This is a genomic window from Maribacter aquivivus, assembly GCF_900142175.1.
GTDB lineage: Bacteria > Bacteroidota > Bacteroidia > Flavobacteriales > Flavobacteriaceae > Maribacter > Maribacter aquivivus.
On the sequence record NZ_FQZX01000001.1, the window covers coordinates 1,278,228 to 1,295,231 of the forward strand.

Here is a 17,004-nt window from a genome sequence, read left to right on the forward strand (position 1 = left end):
GGAGTTTTTGTTTATTTTAAAGTTTGATTTGTTCAGGAATGAATATTTTGCACAACATAGAAAACTGATTGAAATGGCAGAACTCATAGAACAACTTAAAAATCCCGTTTGGTATTCGTTAAATGAAACACATAAAAGGTTTCTTGTTGAATATGACGGAGTACGATTCTATGATCAAGAGGTGTGCACTTTTGGATCTTTTTTCGATGCATCAAAAACCGAAAAGGCAGCTAGTCAATATATAAAAACGACTGATAGTTTCTTCTTCGTTTCAGAGAATCAAATTCCGATTATTGATGAGACTAAAATTGTTTTAGAACGAAAAATAGATGGTTGTCAAATGGTTTTAAATAAACTGCCGGAAGTTTCAATCACAGATGATATTGTTTTATTGACCAATGAATATATTGATGAGGTGTATGACTTAATCTGGTTGGTTATGCCTGGCTATTATCGTAGAAGAACTTTTGAAATGGGTAATTATTACGGAATTTTTAAGGATGGAAAACTGGTTTCAATAACCGGTCAGCGAATGCAAACTAACCTATTTGTAGAAGTAAGTGCCGTTGTAACTCACCCAGATTATACTAAAAGAGGACTGGCAAAACAACTCATAGCGCACACTACAAAGCAAATTTTAAAAGATAATAAAAAGCCAATTCTACATACCAATAAAGGTAACTTGGCTATACCACTTTATCAGAAATTAGGGTATGAATTAACAAGGGATATGAACTGGTGGATGTATCGTAAAATTTGATTCATCTCATTTTCTAAGGTTAATATTTTCGTATTTTTTAATGATTTAATGAATTAATCCCTTTTTTATTTCATTTTTAAATTTTTTAAAATATCTGATTATTAGTTATATAAAAGTTTTTAAACGACTGTAAACGATAACAAACGAAAGTAAGCGTTTGCAAACCGATTAATCTTTCAATGCTGTTCTAGGTTTGCAGTGTCGAGTCACAATGACTTGATAGTATGAACTGTTAAACCATAAAAATTAGAGAGATGAACGCATTAAAAAACAAAGTACAGTTGATTGGTAATTTAGGGCAAGACCCAGAAATCGTAAACTTAGAAGGTGGCACCAAATTGGCTAAATTTTCTATCGCCACTACAGATAGTTATAAAAACGCGAAAGGTGAAAAAGTTGATGATACACAATGGCATAATATTGTTGCCTGGGGAAAAACAGCTGAGATTGTAGAGAACTATTTAAGCAAAGGAAAGCAAGTTGCCGTGGAAGGTAAACTTACCCATCGTTCTTATGAAACAAAAGAAGGGGAGAAAAGATATATCACAGAAGTAAGGTGTAATGAATTGCTGATGTTGGGGAAGTAGATTGATACGTCTTCACGAGCAGCTACGACGAAGTGATCTGTTAGTTCGGTACACGAATTTGACAGATTGCTTCTTGCTTCGTAAAAATCTAATCCTGTGAAAAGACCTGCTAAAGACATTTTCAAACACTATTTTTGCAAAACATGATTACAACAGAAAAAGACTTAATACCATTATTAAAAAAGCATTTTGGTTACGATTCATTTAAGCCGAATCAATTATCAATAATTGAAGATGCACTTAGTAAAAAAGATGTGTTGGCCATTATGCCTACAGGTGGTGGTAAGTCCCTTTGTTATCAGCTGACGGCATTGGCTCTAGAAGGAACTGCAATTGTGATTTCTCCGTTAATAGCTTTAATGAAGGATCAAGTAGATGTTCTAAAAGCTAACGGAATTGCAGCTGAATATTATAACAGTTCTCAGACCCAAGAAACTCAGCAAGAAATTCTTGGAAAATTAGAAAGAGGAGAGTTGAAACTATTCTATGTAGCACCAGAGAGTTTAGGCTTTTTTAATAACATTCTCGGTAACTTAAAGATTAGTCTTTTTGCTGTAGATGAGGCGCATTGTATTTCATCATGGGGGCATGATTTTAGACCTGCATATACTCAGCTTGGCGGATTAAAAAGAAGATTTCCTAATATCCCAGTGATGGCTCTTACGGCAACTGCTGATAAGACTACTCAAGACGATATTGCTGATCAATTACAAATTCCGAATGCTGAGCGTCACTTGGCATCTTTTAATAGGCCTAATTTATATCTTGATGTAAAACCTGCTCAAGATCGAATAAAACATATTCTCGATTTCTTAGACGATAGACCAAACGAAAGCGGAATTATTTATTGTCTAAGTCGTAAGAGTACAGAATCTATTGCGGAGAAATTACGTAATGCCGGTTTTAAAGCCAAAGCATATCATGCAGGTATGTCTTCAGGTGAACGTTCTTCTGTTCAAGAAGAATTCATTACCGATAAGGTGCCTATAATTGCAGCAACCATTGCTTTTGGTATGGGTATAGATAAAAGTAATGTGCGTTGGGTCATTCATTATAACCTGCCAAAGAACATAGAAGGGTACTACCAAGAAATTGGTCGTGGTGGTCGTGACGGACTCCCAGCTCACGCATTATTATTTTACAGTTTTGCCGATGTGGCTCAGTTGCGTAGGTTTATTACACAAAGTGAAAATGCTGATGTTGAGTATGCTAAGTTAGAGCGCATGCAACAATTCGCCGAGGCATTGAGTTGTCGTAGAATTGCTTTGTTAAATTATTTTGGAGAACAAGTTAGCGAAGGTTGTGGAAACTGTGATATCTGTAATTCGCCACCAGCATATTTTGATGCTACATTATTAGCTCAGAAAGTTTGCTCTGGGGTTGCACGGCTAAAGGAACGCGAGCCTATGGGTATGGTAATAGATGTTTTAAGGGGTGCGCAGAACGCACACGTTTTAGAGAAAGGTTATCAGAACATAAAAACTTATGGTGCTGTAAAAGATGTTTCTTGGTTAGACCTGCAGCAATATGTTATTCAGCTATTGAACCAAGGCGTGCTAGATATTAATTTTAGGGAAGGTGCAAGACTCGGATTAACAGAACAGGCAAAAGAGGTTTTATTTTCTGGTAAAAAGGTTCAGCTTGCAGTATTGCAAAAGGAAACTGAAAAGAAAAAGGCTGCATCAAAATCACGAACTACGAAAACCAATTTATTCGAAAAGCTTCGTTTACTTAGACAACAAATTGCAACGGAACAGAATGTACCTGCTTATGTTGTTTTTGGTGACGCGAGTTTAAAAGATATGGAGGCTAAACTCCCCAAAAACAGGGAAGAGTTTATGCAAGTCTCTGGAGTAGGGCAGGCGAAGTTAGAAAAGTACGCAGATGTGTTTATTGCTGAAATAACTAAAAATGCCCCTGCTAAGAAGTCGAAAAAAGCAACGCACGACCAAACCTTTGAATTGTTTAGTAAAGGATCAACAGTTTCTGAAATAGCTACGTCAAGAAATTTGTCCGAAAATACGATATACGGACATCTAATGAAAAAACATGCCGAAGGTGAAGAGCTAGATTTAAATCAGTTTGTTGATTCAAAAGAAATAGCTGAAATAGAAAAAGCAAAATCTGAACTTACAGATGCTACCGGTCTAAAAGACTATTTTGAATATTTTGAAGAAAAAGTTCCTTATTGGAAAATTAAGTTTGCCTTGTACATGTTAGATTCTTAAAAATAGATATTAGTCCAGTTTAAAAATTAACGGTAACACCCAATTGACCTGGTCCAAAATTAAGATTCCAACTTACCATTTTTGTTTGGTCGTTGTATTTCTCATCATACCTTTTATCTAAATATCGATCAATAGATTCTACGGTAGCAATACTTATGGCAAAGGCAAACACCATATCACTTAAATAATGCTGGCCATCCCAAACACGAGAAATACCCGGAATTGCACCTAAAGTATAAATACCTGCTTTTACCCAAGGATTTTTAAATTGTTTCCCAATTGCGTAAGCATTTGTAAAAGCTAATAATGCATGCCCAGAAGGGAACGAATGAAAGTTTCTGCTTGAATTGAAAGGGTCAAAAGTATCTTTGCCTAAATCTGCCAAAGGTCTTGCTCTACCTACTACAGATTTTAGCACTTGTTGTAGAAGTCCGGCTGAAGTAGCTGATGATATTAATAATACACCTGTTCGTCTTAGTTTTTCATTTTTGGTAATTAATCCTACAGCATATACACCTGATGTTGCTAAATAATTATTTGAAGGACTGCCATAAAATTCACCATAATCACGAATAACTCTAGGGATACCTTCTCTGTTATTTCTAATAAATCTTGATGTTTCGTCATCTACTAAATAAATTAATCCTGTACCAGCTACAACAGCGCCAAATTGAGCCCATTGATCACCTTTCCAATGAAATGGGCGTGCATATGAATATCCAACCCCTGTAAAAATACTACCAACATCGTACTTAAGCATATTCCACCGTGTTTCTGTAGAATCTTTAACGGAGTCTTGAGCTTTTAATGAAATACAAAAGGTTATGCCTAAGAGGATTATTACTTTTTTCATGGCGTAAATTTAAAGTTCTAGTTGTTTATAATATAGTTAATAGCAAATAATATTTAACTCTAAAACTCTTGAAAGAGCTTAAAAATAAATGTTTTGTGCTAATCGGAATGTATTAGCATGCGCTTCAACTATAATCTTAATATTTGGTGAGTAACCACCGCCCATACTACATTGCACCGGTATATTAAAGTTATGACATGTACTTAAAACAAATTCATCCCGTTTTTTACATCCTTCTAATGTCATGCTAAGCGTGCCTAATTTGTCACTTTCTAGAATGTCAACACCACAGAGGTAAAAGATAAAATCTGGCTTAACTGTATTAATTAGTTTGGGTAAATTTTCCTTTAGTATAGAAAGGTATATTTCATCAGTAGTTCCTTTTGGCAATGGAATATCTAAGTCTGACTGTTCTTTTTTAAACGGATAATTACCTTCACCATGCATTGAAAATGTAAAAACTGCATCATCATTCTTAAATATTTCTGCAGTTCCGTTTCCTTGATGCACATCTAGGTCTATAATGAGAATTTTTTTAGCAAGACCATTATTCATTAAGTATCTAGCGCCAATTGCTTGATCGTTTAACATGCAAAATGCCTCACCATGATTGCTAAAAGCATGGTGAGTACCACCGGCAATGTTCATGGCAATTCCATATTCTAAAGCAAAATCACATCCTTTTATGGTACCATCTGCAATAATACGTTCGCGTTCTACCAAGTCTTCTGAAAGTGGAAAACCTATTTTACGTGCCATTTTGGGCGAAATCATCATATTCAATAAATCATAGAAGTACTCAGGATCGTGAACTGCTACAATATGTTTGTCATTTGGTATTTCTGGTTCAAAGAAATTTTCTTCTGCGCAGGTACCTTCATAAATTAATTGCTGTGGTAATAGCTCATATTTTTCCATAGGAAAACGATGTCCCTCTGGTAACGGATGTTTATATATAGGGTGATTTGCTATTTTTAGCATCCGGTTTAATTATTTATGTAGCTTTAATTGAATACGTTTTCTTTGAACATCAACTTCTAAAACTTTCACAATAATTTGCTGATGTAAGTGTACATGTTCATTCACATCTTTAACAAAAGAATCTGATAGGTTAGAAACATGAATTAATCCGCTTTCTTTAATACCGATATCTACAAAACACCCGAAGTTGGTAATGTTATTTACAATTCCTGGTAACAATTGCCCGCTATGTAAATCTGTTATAGATTTAATAGTTTGATCAAATGTAAAAACCTTTGCTTTTTCTCTACGGTCTAAACCTGGTTTTTCTAGTTCTGAGCGAATGTCTTCTAAGGTAGGTAGCCCAACCTCATTAGTACAATACTTATGAAGATCAATTTCTTTAAGTATTGTTTTGTTCCCAATCAGCGATAAAATTTCTGTTTCTTTATCTTTTGCCATTTGCTTAACTATGCCATAACTTTCTGGGTGTACGGCAGAATCGTCAAGTGGATTCTTAGCGTCTTTTATTCGTAGAAAAGCTGCACCTTGCTCAAATGCCTTACCACCTAAACGTGGAACATCCATAATATCTTTTCGACTTGTAAAAGCTCCTTTTTCTTTTCTCTGAGCAACAATATTTTCTGCTAATTTTGGTCCAATACCAGATACATAACTTAATAACGGAACGCTAGCGGTGTTGATGTTTACGCCAACAGAATTTACACAACTTTCAACAACCGTATCTAGTGAGTTCTTTAATTTGCTCTGATCAACATCATGTTGGTATTGCCCAACACCAATAGATTTTGGGTCTATTTTTACAAGTTCAGCAAGTGGATCTGCTAAACGCCTACCAATAGAAACGGCACCACGTACGGTAACATCATAATTTGGGAATTCATCTCTGGCAATTTTAGAGGCGGAATAAATGGAAGCGCCAGCCTCACTTACCACAAATACCTCAACAGGATTATTGAAAATCACCTTCTTTACAACTTGCTCTGTTTCTCTAGATGCCGTACCGTTACCAATGGCGATTGCCTCTATTTTATATGCATTTGCCAACGAACTTAATTTCTTTATTGCGCCAGCAACATCATTTTGTGGCGCATGCGGATAAATAGTTTCATTATGTACCAAATTGCCTTGAGCATCTAGGCAGACCACTTTACAACCCGTTCTAAAACCTGGATCTATGGCAAGAATTCGTTTTTCACCTAAAGGAGCACCCAATAATAATTGTCTTAGATTATTAGAGAAAACAGCAATTGCTTCATCATCTGCTTTTTCTTTTGCTGCTTTTAATAGTTCGTTGGATAAAGACGGGAATAGTAACCTTTTATATGCATCTGAAATGGCTAGCTCAATTTGTTTTCCACAGGCATTATTAGTTTTAATGATTCTGTTTTCGATTCGGTCCAGTAATCGTTCATCATCTAGCTCAATTTTAACCCGGATAAATTTTTCTGATTCGGCACGTAAAATGGCAAGTAATCGGTGAGACGGACATTTATTTAAAGGCTCGCTCCACTCAAAATAATCGCGGAATTTCTGTGCCTTTTCATCATCTTTTTTAGTACCTATTACTTTTGTACTAATAATGGCAAATCTTGCTAATTGGGATCTTATGGAACTTCTTATGTCTGTACGTTCATTAATCCATTCAGAAATAATGTGTCTAGCACCTTCTAAGGCATCATCTTCATTTTCTACCTCTTTGCTGAGATATTTAGATGCCGTAAATTCAATGTCATCATTTCGCTGCGCCATAATGATTTTAGCCAATGGCTCTAATCCGTTTTTACGTGCAACTTCAGCTTTGGTTTTTTTACTTTTTTTGAATGGGAGGTATAAATCTTCTAACTGGGTAAGATCTTCAGAATTATTGAACTTTTGTTTTAGCTCAGCCGTTAAGACGCCTTGTTCGTCAACAGCTTTTATAATGGCTTTTTTTCTCTTTTCTAATGCTTCAAACTGTTCTTTAAATTGAACGATAGCACCAACTTGTACTTCATCTAAATTACCAGTTCTTTCTTTACGATATCTAGAAATGAAAGGTATGGTACAATCGGCATTTAAAAGCTCAATAGTATTTTGAATCCCCTTCTCTGGTAGTTGGGTGTATTTAAGTATATATGGGAGTAATTGCATGTATAATCGTTTAGAACATTTAAAAATACCCATTATTAGGTATTGAAATCAAGCAGTACAAGGTATTTGTGTAGATTTTAATATCCTTTCTTTTCTATTTTTGAATATTTACGGATATCACCTTAAAACCTAAAAGTATAATTACGTCTATAACGGGGTTCTATTTAAAAGCAAAAAGCCTTGGTGAATATTCACCAAGGCTTTTTAAGTTATATTAAAATAGTCTCTAGTTAATCCCTTCCCCATTACCAACACTATCCTCATCTGGGTTTACAAACACTAATTTGCCATCGGCATTTTCCGTCATTAAAATCATGCCTTCACTATCAACACCACGTAAAGCTCTTGGTGCTAGGTTGACCAAAACAGTAACTTTTTTACCGACTATTTCTTCTGGTTTAAAGCTTTCTGCAATACCAGAAACTATAGTTCTAACGTCTAAGCCAGTATCCACTTTTAAGACTAAAAGTTTTTTAGCTTTTGCCATTTTTTCAGCTTCGATAATAGTACCAACACGCATATCTAGTTTTGAAAAATCATCATATGTTATGGTATCTTTTTGTGGCATTAGTTTTTTGTTTTCGTTTTCGTTCGCTTTTTTGGTCGCTTCTAACTTATCCAGTTGAGCTTGAATTTCAGTGTCCTCAATTTTTCTAAATAATAGTTCTGCTTGGTTTATTTGATGTTCAGGCTGTAATAATGCTTCTTTTGTTGAAACATCATTCCAATTTAGACCATCACCTGCGCTTGAATCGATATTTAGAATATTCTTTAACTTGTTAGAAGTAAACGGTAAAAATGGTTCGCTTAAAACGGCTAAACCAGCCGCAATTTGTAAAGCAATATTCATGATTGTTTTTACGCGTTCTTCATCAACCTTAATCACTTTCCAAGGTTCTGCATCGGCTAAGTATTTATTACCTAAACGAGCGAGATTCATTAATTCTTGACCCGCTTCTCTAAAACGGTAGCGCTCAATAGAACTGGAAATGATTCCTGGGTATTTTGATAATTGTTCAAGAGTCTCAGTATCAACATCGGTTAAGTTTCCTGCAGCAGGTACTTTGCCTTCATAATACTTGTTGGTCAGTACCACGACTCTGTTAATGAAATTACCTAAAATGGCTACTAGTTCATTATTGTTACGTGCTTGAAAATCTTTCCAAGTGAAATCGTTATCCTTTGTTTCTGGTGCGTTTGCAGTTAACGTATAACGCAACGAATCTTGCATTTCAGGAAAATCTACTAGGTACTCATGCAACCAAACCGCCCAGTTTTTAGAAGTAGACAGTTTGTTTCCTTCTAAATTCAAGAATTCATTTGCGGGTACATTTTCAGGTAGAATATAACTGCCTTCCGCCTTTAACATAGAAGGGAAAATGATACAGTGAAAAACAATATTATCCTTCCCAATGAAGTGAACTAATTTGGTGTTTTCATCTTTCCAATAGGGTTCCCAATCTTTTCCTTCACGGGCTGCCCATTCTTTGGTAGATGAAATATATCCTATAGGAGCATCAAACCAAACATATAATACTTTGCCTTCACCACCTGGTACAGGCACGGGTATTCCCCAATCTAAATCTCTAGTTACGGCTCTTGGCTCTAAACCGCCATCGATCCATGATTTACACTGTCCATATACATTGGGTTTCCAATCGTCTTTATGACCTTTTAGGATCCACTCTCTTAAAAAATCCTCATACCTGTCTAAAGGTAAAAACCAGTGTTTTGTTTCTTTAGTTGTAGGTACGGTTCCGGTTATGGTTGATTTCGGATTTATTAAATCTGTCGCATTTAAACTAGATCCACAATTTTCACATTGATCTCCGTACGCCTCTTCATTACCACATTTAGGGCATGTGCCTATTACAAAACGATCTGCCAAAAACTGTTGTGCTTCCTCATCATATAATTGTGCCGTAGTTTCTTCAATAAAATCTCCTTTATCATAAAGATTTATAAAGAATTCTGAAGCAGTATCGTGATGAACCTGTGCAGAGGTTCTTGAATAATTGTCAAACGTTATACCAAAATCTACAAAAGACTGCTTAATAATTGCATGATATTTATCGATAATATCTTTAGGAGTTACGCCTTCCTTTTTTGCTTTCATTGAAATGGCTACACCATGTTCATCGCTACCACAAACAAAGGCAACGTCTTTACCTGTTAATCTTAGGTAACGAGCGTAAATATCTGCTGGTACGTAAACACCGGCTAAATGACCAATATGTATTGGACCGTTTGTATATGGTAATGCAGCAGTAATCGTATATCTAGAGGGTGATTTAATATCGGACATCAAAATAAATTAAGCTACAAAAATACTGAATTTGAAGTGAGAATTACTAATTACTTGAGATTAGTAGTAAGCTACTAGATGAAAATTTTAACCGTTTCTAACTATGTCGTTCATGGATATTTTATACTAAAAACATTTAGAATCTGTTATAATGTAAGAAAATACCTATTTATAAACTAAAACATAGATGTTATGGCTGTTGGTAATTCAAGAAAGTTAAAGCTTGATGAAAGCTTAGAGAAATTTAACGCAGGAATAGAAGATGCACAAACAAGTAAAGAAGATGTTGTGCGGCTTTACAAAGACAAGAATCATAGAGTAAAAAAAGAATTGCGGTTTGAGTCCAAAATGAACAATACTAAATTATCATAAAATAAAAAGCCCTATTCAATTTAATTGAATAGGGCTTTTTACATAGTGGGAAACAGATTAAACTACCATCACTGATTTACTCATTTTTTGGTTTTGTACATTAATACGATAAATGTACTTACCTGTTGATAGTTGTTCGGGCATGCGCTCTCGTATATTTATTTCGGTAGAACCTTCAAACATCATTTCGTTAAAAACAGTGCCTACTTTCTGACCTAGAATATTAAAAAGTTCTATATCTACATGTGCCGAAAATGGCATTTCTAAATAGATATGTGGTGTACTATCCGTTGGATAAAAAGGTTTATGTACAACGGCATTTATTAAGTCTGGGTTAAACGGAGTCTCTGCTTCCTCATCAGGATACACAGGTGGTGTTACTTCGCCATCACTATATACAATATCGGGGAAAGCCTCTCCACTACAACTAAAGCCTAAGTCTACCGGTACATACGGTTTGTAATTCAATAAATGCGCCTCAACCAATGGTATGTCTACACATAGCCATTCTGCTAGAACGGTAGCATAGAGATCTCTAAAATCCATTGTGTATTCTAAGTTTCCGCGTCCATCTGGGTCGTCAAGGGTTGGGTGATCGCCAACAAATGCACTACCATTTAAACCTGAACCAAAAAATAAGGTCGGTGTTGCTTTACCATGATCGGTACCATTAGAGCCATTTTCAAAAATTCGTCGTCCGAATTCAGAGAAGGTCATGCTCAATACTTTATCATCTTGTTGGGTAAAGGCTATGTCTTCATAGAAGTTGTTTACCGCAACAGATAAATTGGTCATTAAATTGGCATGTGCCTGTGGTTGATTACCATGGGTGTCAAAACCGCCCATTGAAATCATATACACCTTTGTGCCAAGGTTACCTTTTATTAATCTTGCGATAAGTGCCAATTGGCGGGCAAAGCTATTGTCTTGATATTCTACTTGATTTTGCCCACGTGTGTAAGCATCGTGTATAATACCAGAATATTCATAAGTTGTATTGGCTACTCCTCTCAAAAATTTCAACTGGTCACCGTACATGCAGTCATTGAATAAGGTATCATCTAAACCATAGACAACGCCAGATTCTGCAATTTCCTCTAGTTGATCAACATTAGAAGTTACAAATGCATAGTTTGTTTCATCACCCTGAAAAACCAAACTACCAAACTGCCCAATTTGTATGGCAGCTGGTGCCGCTGGGGGATTAACTAAATAATCTGGGTACATGTTTTCAAAATGCCTACCCATCCATCCGGTATTTAAACCGCTGAATCCTGTAGTTTCTATGTCGGTGTTAGCAAAGATATCTGAACCTGTAAAGTGAGATAAACTTTGTCCTTCATAACCTACACCATGCACTGCTTTGAACTGACCTTCTTCCCACATTGGAGCCAAAGAACTCATGTATGATGGTACACCGAATTCATCAGTCAATTTTAAAACCTTACTTTCTGGTATATAGATATTAGGTCTTGCATTGGCATAACTATCATATTGTTCAATAGGTATGACCGTGCTTAATCCATCATTACCACCAGACAGGCGAATAAGTATTAAGATATTATCTGTTTCGGCAGCTGATATGCCCGCCGATAATGGCGATGGGGCAGAAGCCGATAACATATTTGCACCTAGCATCATTGAGCCTGAGCCCGCAATGCCCATTGCTTGTAAAAAAGAGCGTCTGCTCCATGTTTTATGTTCTTCATCATGACCTTCGTGTTGAAGACCTTTAAATGGGGAGTGGTGTGTGTTGCACATAAGAGTAGGTGTTATTTTAATTGAAACTCAGGTTGTCTAGCTAAATACTGAAAAAGGAGGTAAACTTGAAACGGACCTTGTTGCCAAGTAGCCAGCGTCCACGATTCTTGATTACCACCATTGTAGTAAACATCTTCTACATCACTTCTGAATATGGCAAATGCTTTGGCATATTCTTCTTCATTTAGAAGACCCTTAGTTAAAACGAAATCTATAATTAGTCTAGCAACCTCGTCGGGGTTTGAGCTTGTTAAACCTGTATTTCCTGATATTTCTAGTCCAAATGTTCTAAATTGCTCATTGTCTGCCATATAGAATTCTTCTAATATGCTTTCAATGGTAAGCCAACGCCCAATCATAAAATTGGTGTTGATCCATGACCTGTCTCTTTGCCAACCGGCAACATCAAAAGGTTCAAATATTTCTTGGCTTAATAAGGCACTGTAATTGACCATTTCGGCAACATTAGTGTCTGTGTAGCTAAAGCCTGATTCATTTAGTGTGTTAAAATAGAAATCTACCGGACTCTTTATAATTACTCCAATAGCTTCATCGTCAAAAAAGTGCTGACTCTTAAATAAAAGTCTTAACACTGGTGCCAATTCAAAGTCATTGGTTACTAATGTGGCAGCCAAACCATCAATAATCATTTGTGCGTTATTCGCATCATCTTTAGAATCTGGGTGCACAAAAAATTCATATAATTTACGGCAGATGAATTCTGCTATTTCTGGTGCTCTTTGTTCGAAGAGTATATTGATAACATCATCATATCCCCAATTGCCGGTTTGACCTAATATAGTTTTGGAACCTTCATCATGCTTAGTAGCATCAAAGGCTACAGGTGAACAACCAACTTCGCCACGTTCTACATAACCACTTAAGGCTTTTGCTGTTTCAATTATATCTTCTTCAGTATATCCGTTGCCTTCACCCAAAGTAAATAGCTCATACAATTCACGAGCATAATTTTCATTAGGGTTGTTACCATTGTTATACACACCATCTAAGTAATATAACATGGCATTGGTTAACCCAATTTCACTAGTAAAGGTTTTAAAATTACCTAAAGAGTTACGTTGAAGACAGTCTATATATTGATATAAAAAAGAATTACAGTTATAAACTTCTAATTCAGTAACAAAATGATTGCTCCAGAAAAAGCTTAACCGATCTCTTAAATTGTTATTTAAAAGACCATTGGCATACGCCAATTGAAATTCAGATTTTTGTTCTCTCTTTAGTTGATTGCTTGCATCACTGTCTGCAGGGTAATTGTCATTGTTCCAATTTGCCCAAGCTGGCGTAGCTATTTCTGGCATGCTTAAAGCTTCATCTATTAAACTATCTACCAATGCAGCGGCAGATTGACCGGTAGCTTGGTTTATAGTGGCGACAGAGGCGCTAAATCCTAATCGTCTGTATAAATGAGCTGCTCTTAGCTGATCTAGATTAGCTGTATACGGAGCAAGAGTAGAAGTATTACAATTAATGAAATATTCCATATCTTAAAATAGGCGTTTGTATTACGTTCGTAGAGTTGGGGCTTCTATGTAAACGTCTCGAAATTTGGTATAGTATTTAAAACTATCTATTTTCGATAATCAGAAGTCAAATAACGAGATTTATTGGTAAAAAGGCGTTAAAATTCCAATATTTTCGATGAATTGCACAATCCACTAACAACATCATGGGAAAACATAATGAATTTGGTAAAGAAGGGGAACAGATAGCAGTTGATTTTCTCAAAAAGAACGGGTATATAATTAAGTATAAAAACTATAGATATCTGCAGGCCGAAATTGATATTATAGCAAGAAAGGGTGACATTTTGGCAATTGTTGAAGTTCGTTCAAGAAGTTCAGATTTTATAGAGAATATAGCTGAAACGGTAACTGCAAAAAAAATTAAGCTGTTGGTTATGGCCGCAGACCACTACGTTACCGATAATAACTTAGACGTTGAGGTGCGTTTTGATATTATAACCATACTCAAAAATAAGAGTAAATTTGAGTTAGAACATTTAGAATCTGCCTTTTATCATTTCTGAGTAATCTACTAAAAGAGTAGATTTATTAAAAAACATTTTGTTTTATTTGTAACAAGTTGTTATATTTGCACAACAACCATACAGTAAAATGAAAACAATATCATCAGTCGTTGAAGAGTACATTAAGAAAAAGCCATTTTTACAAAGTGCTCTAGCTCAGGGTATCATCAATCTTACATCGCTATCTAGAATAGTGAAACCAGAGATTGAGCATGAATTAGGTAAAGACATTCGTAATGGCGCAATTGTAATGGCATTAAAACGCCTGTCCGATGATTTGGAGTTTAGGGCGACCCATAAGATCCTAAAAGTGTTGAAAAATATTGGTGAGATAACCGTAAGATCATCACTTACCGATTATACTTTTTTAGCTTCAGATAAAATATTGGTACATCAAGCTAAGTTGCTTGAAGAGATCAATAATAATCAAGATGTTTTCTACACCTCTAGCCGTGGTGTAAACGAAATCAACATAGTAATTAGTAATGTGATGGATAAAACAGTTGAGAGACTTTTCAAAGACGAAAAGTGTACTCAAAAAGCGGAAGAGCTTTCATCCATTACCGTAAAACTACCTGCAGAAAACGTTTCAGTACCTGGTATTTATTACTTTATATTTCAAAGGTTAGCTTGGGAAGGGATTGTTCTTTATGAAGTAATCTCAACCACAAATGAATTTACTATTCTAGTAAATGATGCTCAAGTAGATATGGCATTTAAAACAATAAAGGATTTAAAGGCGCTTTAGTTTTCTAAAAACTCTACCACTTCTTTATCAGATTCTGGTTTAGCCAAAAAACGTTTTTCACTATCCAATATAAAATAGGTAGGTGTGCTTTGTATGCCAAATGTATGTGCATACTCACTTTCCCATCTACCTAATGCTATAGCGTGATTAAAGCTTGGTAATGTTGCAGAAACTTCTTTCCAGTTAACATTATCATCTTCTAGACCAATAGCGATAATTTTTAGATTGTCATACTCTTTAACTTCTTCATGTAATGCAGGAAGCTCTTTTAAGCAGTGAGAGCAAGTGCTGCTCCAAAACACTAGCAGATAATTTTCGGCTTCTTCCATCGTTAAAAGCGATTGTTTTTTACCATTTGCCTGCCAAATGATATCTGGCGAAACTGCTCCAATTCTTAATCGAGCTGCCAGTTCTAGCTCATCGACCAATTTTTGATTATTGTTGGCTATTGCCAATTTCTTCAAATGGTTTTTAAAAATATAATCTTGAACACTAGGCATATCATTTACATCTGCTATTTTCCATAATTGATGCATAGACCTTTCTTGAAAACCGATCGGAGTAGATTTTATAAACTCAGCTGTGGTCTTTACGTTTTTGTTTACCTCAATTGCTAATTGTTCCTTTGTAGTGATATCTGTAGGGAGTGCCGAAAAAACATAACTAGCGAATTTATCGGTTAAGAAATTAGAGCCTTGTAGAACGGGATCATTTATTGCTAAATGGTCAAAATGATGTTGCTTTTTATTTTTAAGAAATGTTTCTAAATCTTCAAATTCTGAAGGAATGTAACTTCTGTTCGCCTTAATAAATTTGTGGGCAATAGTTGTAGCATGCTTTTCTTCAAAAGAGGTCTGTATCGCATTTAATTCTTTTATAATGCTTGTATATTCTTTGTTCGGTTCGTTATTGGTTTCATAAAACTCTATCAGCTTATCTTGCGCAGCAGTTATCTTAGAAAAGTATTCTCGGTACCACTTATTTTCTTCAGAATTTGTAATGGTCAAGCCATCTTGAAGATTGAAATTGAATTTTACATCTTCTTTTTTATTGTAAATGACATCAATATAAAATTCATCTTGTGGTACTGCATATACCAATCTATACATACCAGCTTGAGCGGTTAAAGGCATTTCTAGTTCAAATGAGCCATCTCTTACGGCGCTGTCAACGCTATAACGTTCACCATTTGGTGTTAGCTCATAGGCGATCAACCATTTAAAATCTTTTGGAGGGGAGAAGTTTCCGGCAATGGAACCTTGGGCTTGAATACTTAATGAAATAAATAGGAGGCAAATACTAATAAGAACTTTCATACTTTTTTTAAAACAATTATCGGACCAATATGTATTGTACTAATTACAAAATATGCTATTATGTTTTTATAAATCCATGTAAAACACTGATGTAATGGGGTATACTATAAAGTTAATAAAAGTAATATTCAGAAAGCAATTGTGGGCTTTAATTTTGAAAAGCTTATGAAAATTCTTTTTTGATCTCCATATGGCCCAGAGCTTCAGCTATTTTTACAAGCTCCTTATCGTGAAGAAAACCATCAGAAATAGCCACTTCGTTTAAAAGTTTGGCAACTTCTTTCTTTTTAGGTAAAGACATTAAGCTAAGAATATTAAAAGCTTTGTCCTTATTCAAATTTCTAGCTTGACCTACAAAGAAACTATCAAAAGTAAAACGATCCATTAATTGCGTAAGATATCGCATTTCGGCAGGGTCTACTTTGCTATCTGCTAAAATAACATAGTCTACCATTTTTACTAAAGCTAATTTCTCTTCTTTTGTAAAATCTACCATTCTCTTAATTACTCTGTTTCTTCTCCAAGACCAATATTAATAAATGTATCAATAATAAGGTCCATTTCTTTTTTATGGATGGCACCATCAGATATAGCTACTTCATCAAGAATCTCTGCTAAGGCCTTCTTTTGTTCGTGTGGTAAATTGTAGAGTGTTACTAAAGCATTATCATACTCTAACAATTTTGCGCGTTCTAAAAATGCATCGTCAAAACCAATTTTGACTTTAAGTTTATTTAAGGTTTCTACTTCTGCAGGATGAATTTTACCGTCGGCCTCTATAACTTCATAAATCATCTTTACAAAGGCTGCTTTTACAAACTCTTCAAACTCCATACATTTTATTTTTGGAGTCGAAAGATAAGGAAAATGGTAAGACTTTTTAATATGGTTGTGAAAGGAGTTCTACAAC

At 35.2% G+C, this 17,004-nt stretch carries 15 protein-coding genes; 6 read left to right on the plus strand and 9 right to left on the minus strand.

Going from position 1 to position 17,004, the window contains the following annotated elements; all coding sequences use genetic code 11:
• The first annotated feature begins 73 nt into the window (after positions 1–73).
• The 3 genes from BUC31_RS05445 to recQ all read left to right on the plus strand — a co-directional run bounded on the left by BUC31_RS05445 (position 74) and on the right by recQ (position 3,575).
• A complete protein-coding gene (locus BUC31_RS05445) occupies positions 74–760 on the plus strand; it encodes a GNAT family N-acetyltransferase (protein ID WP_073241953.1) in 687 nt (228 codons plus the stop codon).
• Between the two features lie 254 nt (positions 761–1,014).
• Positions 1,015–1,347: a single-stranded DNA-binding protein gene (locus tag BUC31_RS05450; RefSeq protein WP_073241954.1), complete on the plus strand. Its 333-nt coding sequence runs from the start codon at positions 1,015–1,017 to the stop codon at positions 1,345–1,347.
• Between the two features lie 143 nt (positions 1,348–1,490).
• Positions 1,491–3,575 (plus strand): DNA helicase RecQ, encoded by a 2,085-nt coding sequence (gene recQ / locus BUC31_RS05455; RefSeq protein WP_073241955.1) that lies wholly within the window; start codon positions 1,491–1,493, stop codon positions 3,573–3,575.
• A gap of 19 nt (positions 3,576–3,594) precedes the next feature.
• Here recQ and BUC31_RS05460 read toward each other — a convergent pair whose 3' ends face one another.
• The 4 genes from BUC31_RS05460 to metG form a co-directional block, all read right to left on the minus strand.
• The gene (locus BUC31_RS05460; RefSeq protein WP_073241956.1) at positions 3,595–4,428 is read right to left on the minus strand and encodes a phosphatase PAP2 family protein; all 834 of its coding nucleotides are present in this window, start codon (positions 4,426–4,428) and stop codon (positions 3,595–3,597) included.
• Between the two features lie 78 nt (positions 4,429–4,506).
• Positions 4,507–5,409: a histone deacetylase family protein gene (locus BUC31_RS05465; RefSeq protein WP_073241957.1), complete on the minus strand. Its 903-nt coding sequence runs from the start codon at positions 5,407–5,409 to the stop codon at positions 4,507–4,509.
• A 9-nt stretch (positions 5,410–5,418) separates the two neighbouring features.
• Complete coding sequence (locus tag BUC31_RS05470; protein ID WP_073241958.1) at positions 5,419–7,542, minus strand: Tex family protein; 2,124 nt, start codon at positions 7,540–7,542, stop codon at positions 5,419–5,421.
• Between the two features lie 226 nt (positions 7,543–7,768).
• Positions 7,769–9,847 carry a methionine--tRNA ligase gene (gene metG / locus BUC31_RS05475; RefSeq protein ID WP_073241959.1) on the minus strand — a complete coding sequence of 693 codons (2,079 nt, stop codon included), beginning with the start codon at positions 9,845–9,847 and terminating at the stop codon, positions 7,769–7,771.
• A 192-nt stretch (positions 9,848–10,039) separates the two neighbouring features.
• Here metG and BUC31_RS05480 point away from each other — a divergent pair, with 192 nt between their 5' ends.
• Entirely contained in the window at positions 10,040–10,219 is a 180-nt protein-coding gene (locus BUC31_RS05480) for a hypothetical protein (protein ID WP_073241961.1), read from the plus strand.
• 57 nt (positions 10,220–10,276) lie between these two features.
• Here BUC31_RS05480 and BUC31_RS05485 read toward each other — a convergent pair whose 3' ends face one another.
• Both BUC31_RS05485 and BUC31_RS05490 read right to left on the minus strand, forming a co-directional pair.
• A complete protein-coding gene (locus BUC31_RS05485) occupies positions 10,277–11,980 on the minus strand; it encodes a DUF1501 domain-containing protein (protein WP_073241963.1) in 1,704 nt (567 codons plus the stop codon).
• Between the two features lie 11 nt (positions 11,981–11,991).
• Positions 11,992–13,485, minus strand: coding sequence for a DUF1800 domain-containing protein (locus tag BUC31_RS05490; RefSeq protein WP_073241965.1), 1,494 nt, complete (start codon positions 13,483–13,485; stop codon positions 11,992–11,994).
• 185 nt (positions 13,486–13,670) lie between these two features.
• Here BUC31_RS05490 and BUC31_RS05495 point away from each other — a divergent pair, with 185 nt between their 5' ends.
• Together BUC31_RS05495 and BUC31_RS05500 are read left to right on the plus strand one after the other, a co-directional pair.
• Positions 13,671–14,030 carry a YraN family protein gene (locus BUC31_RS05495; RefSeq protein WP_073241967.1) on the plus strand — a complete coding sequence of 120 codons (360 nt, stop codon included), beginning with the start codon at positions 13,671–13,673 and terminating at the stop codon, positions 14,028–14,030.
• Between the two features lie 88 nt (positions 14,031–14,118).
• Positions 14,119–14,778 carry an aspartate kinase gene (locus tag BUC31_RS05500; protein WP_073241969.1) on the plus strand — a complete coding sequence of 220 codons (660 nt, stop codon included), beginning with the start codon at positions 14,119–14,121 and terminating at the stop codon, positions 14,776–14,778.
• Here BUC31_RS05500 and BUC31_RS05505 read toward each other — a convergent pair.
• From BUC31_RS05505 to BUC31_RS05515, 3 genes are all read right to left on the minus strand, one after another.
• A complete protein-coding gene (locus BUC31_RS05505; RefSeq protein ID WP_073241971.1) occupies positions 14,775–16,094 on the minus strand; it encodes a TlpA family protein disulfide reductase in 1,320 nt (439 codons plus the stop codon). The two genes, BUC31_RS05500 and BUC31_RS05505, sit on opposite strands and share 4 nt — an antisense overlap.
• A 163-nt stretch (positions 16,095–16,257) precedes the next feature.
• The gene (locus BUC31_RS05510) at positions 16,258–16,590 is read right to left on the minus strand and encodes a tellurite resistance TerB family protein (RefSeq protein WP_073241973.1); all 333 of its coding nucleotides are present in this window, start codon (positions 16,588–16,590) and stop codon (positions 16,258–16,260) included.
• Positions 16,591–16,598: 8 nt separating this feature from the next.
• Entirely contained in the window at positions 16,599–16,928 is a 330-nt protein-coding gene (locus BUC31_RS05515; protein WP_073241975.1) for a hypothetical protein, read from the minus strand.
• Between the last annotated feature and the right edge of the window lie 76 nt (positions 16,929–17,004).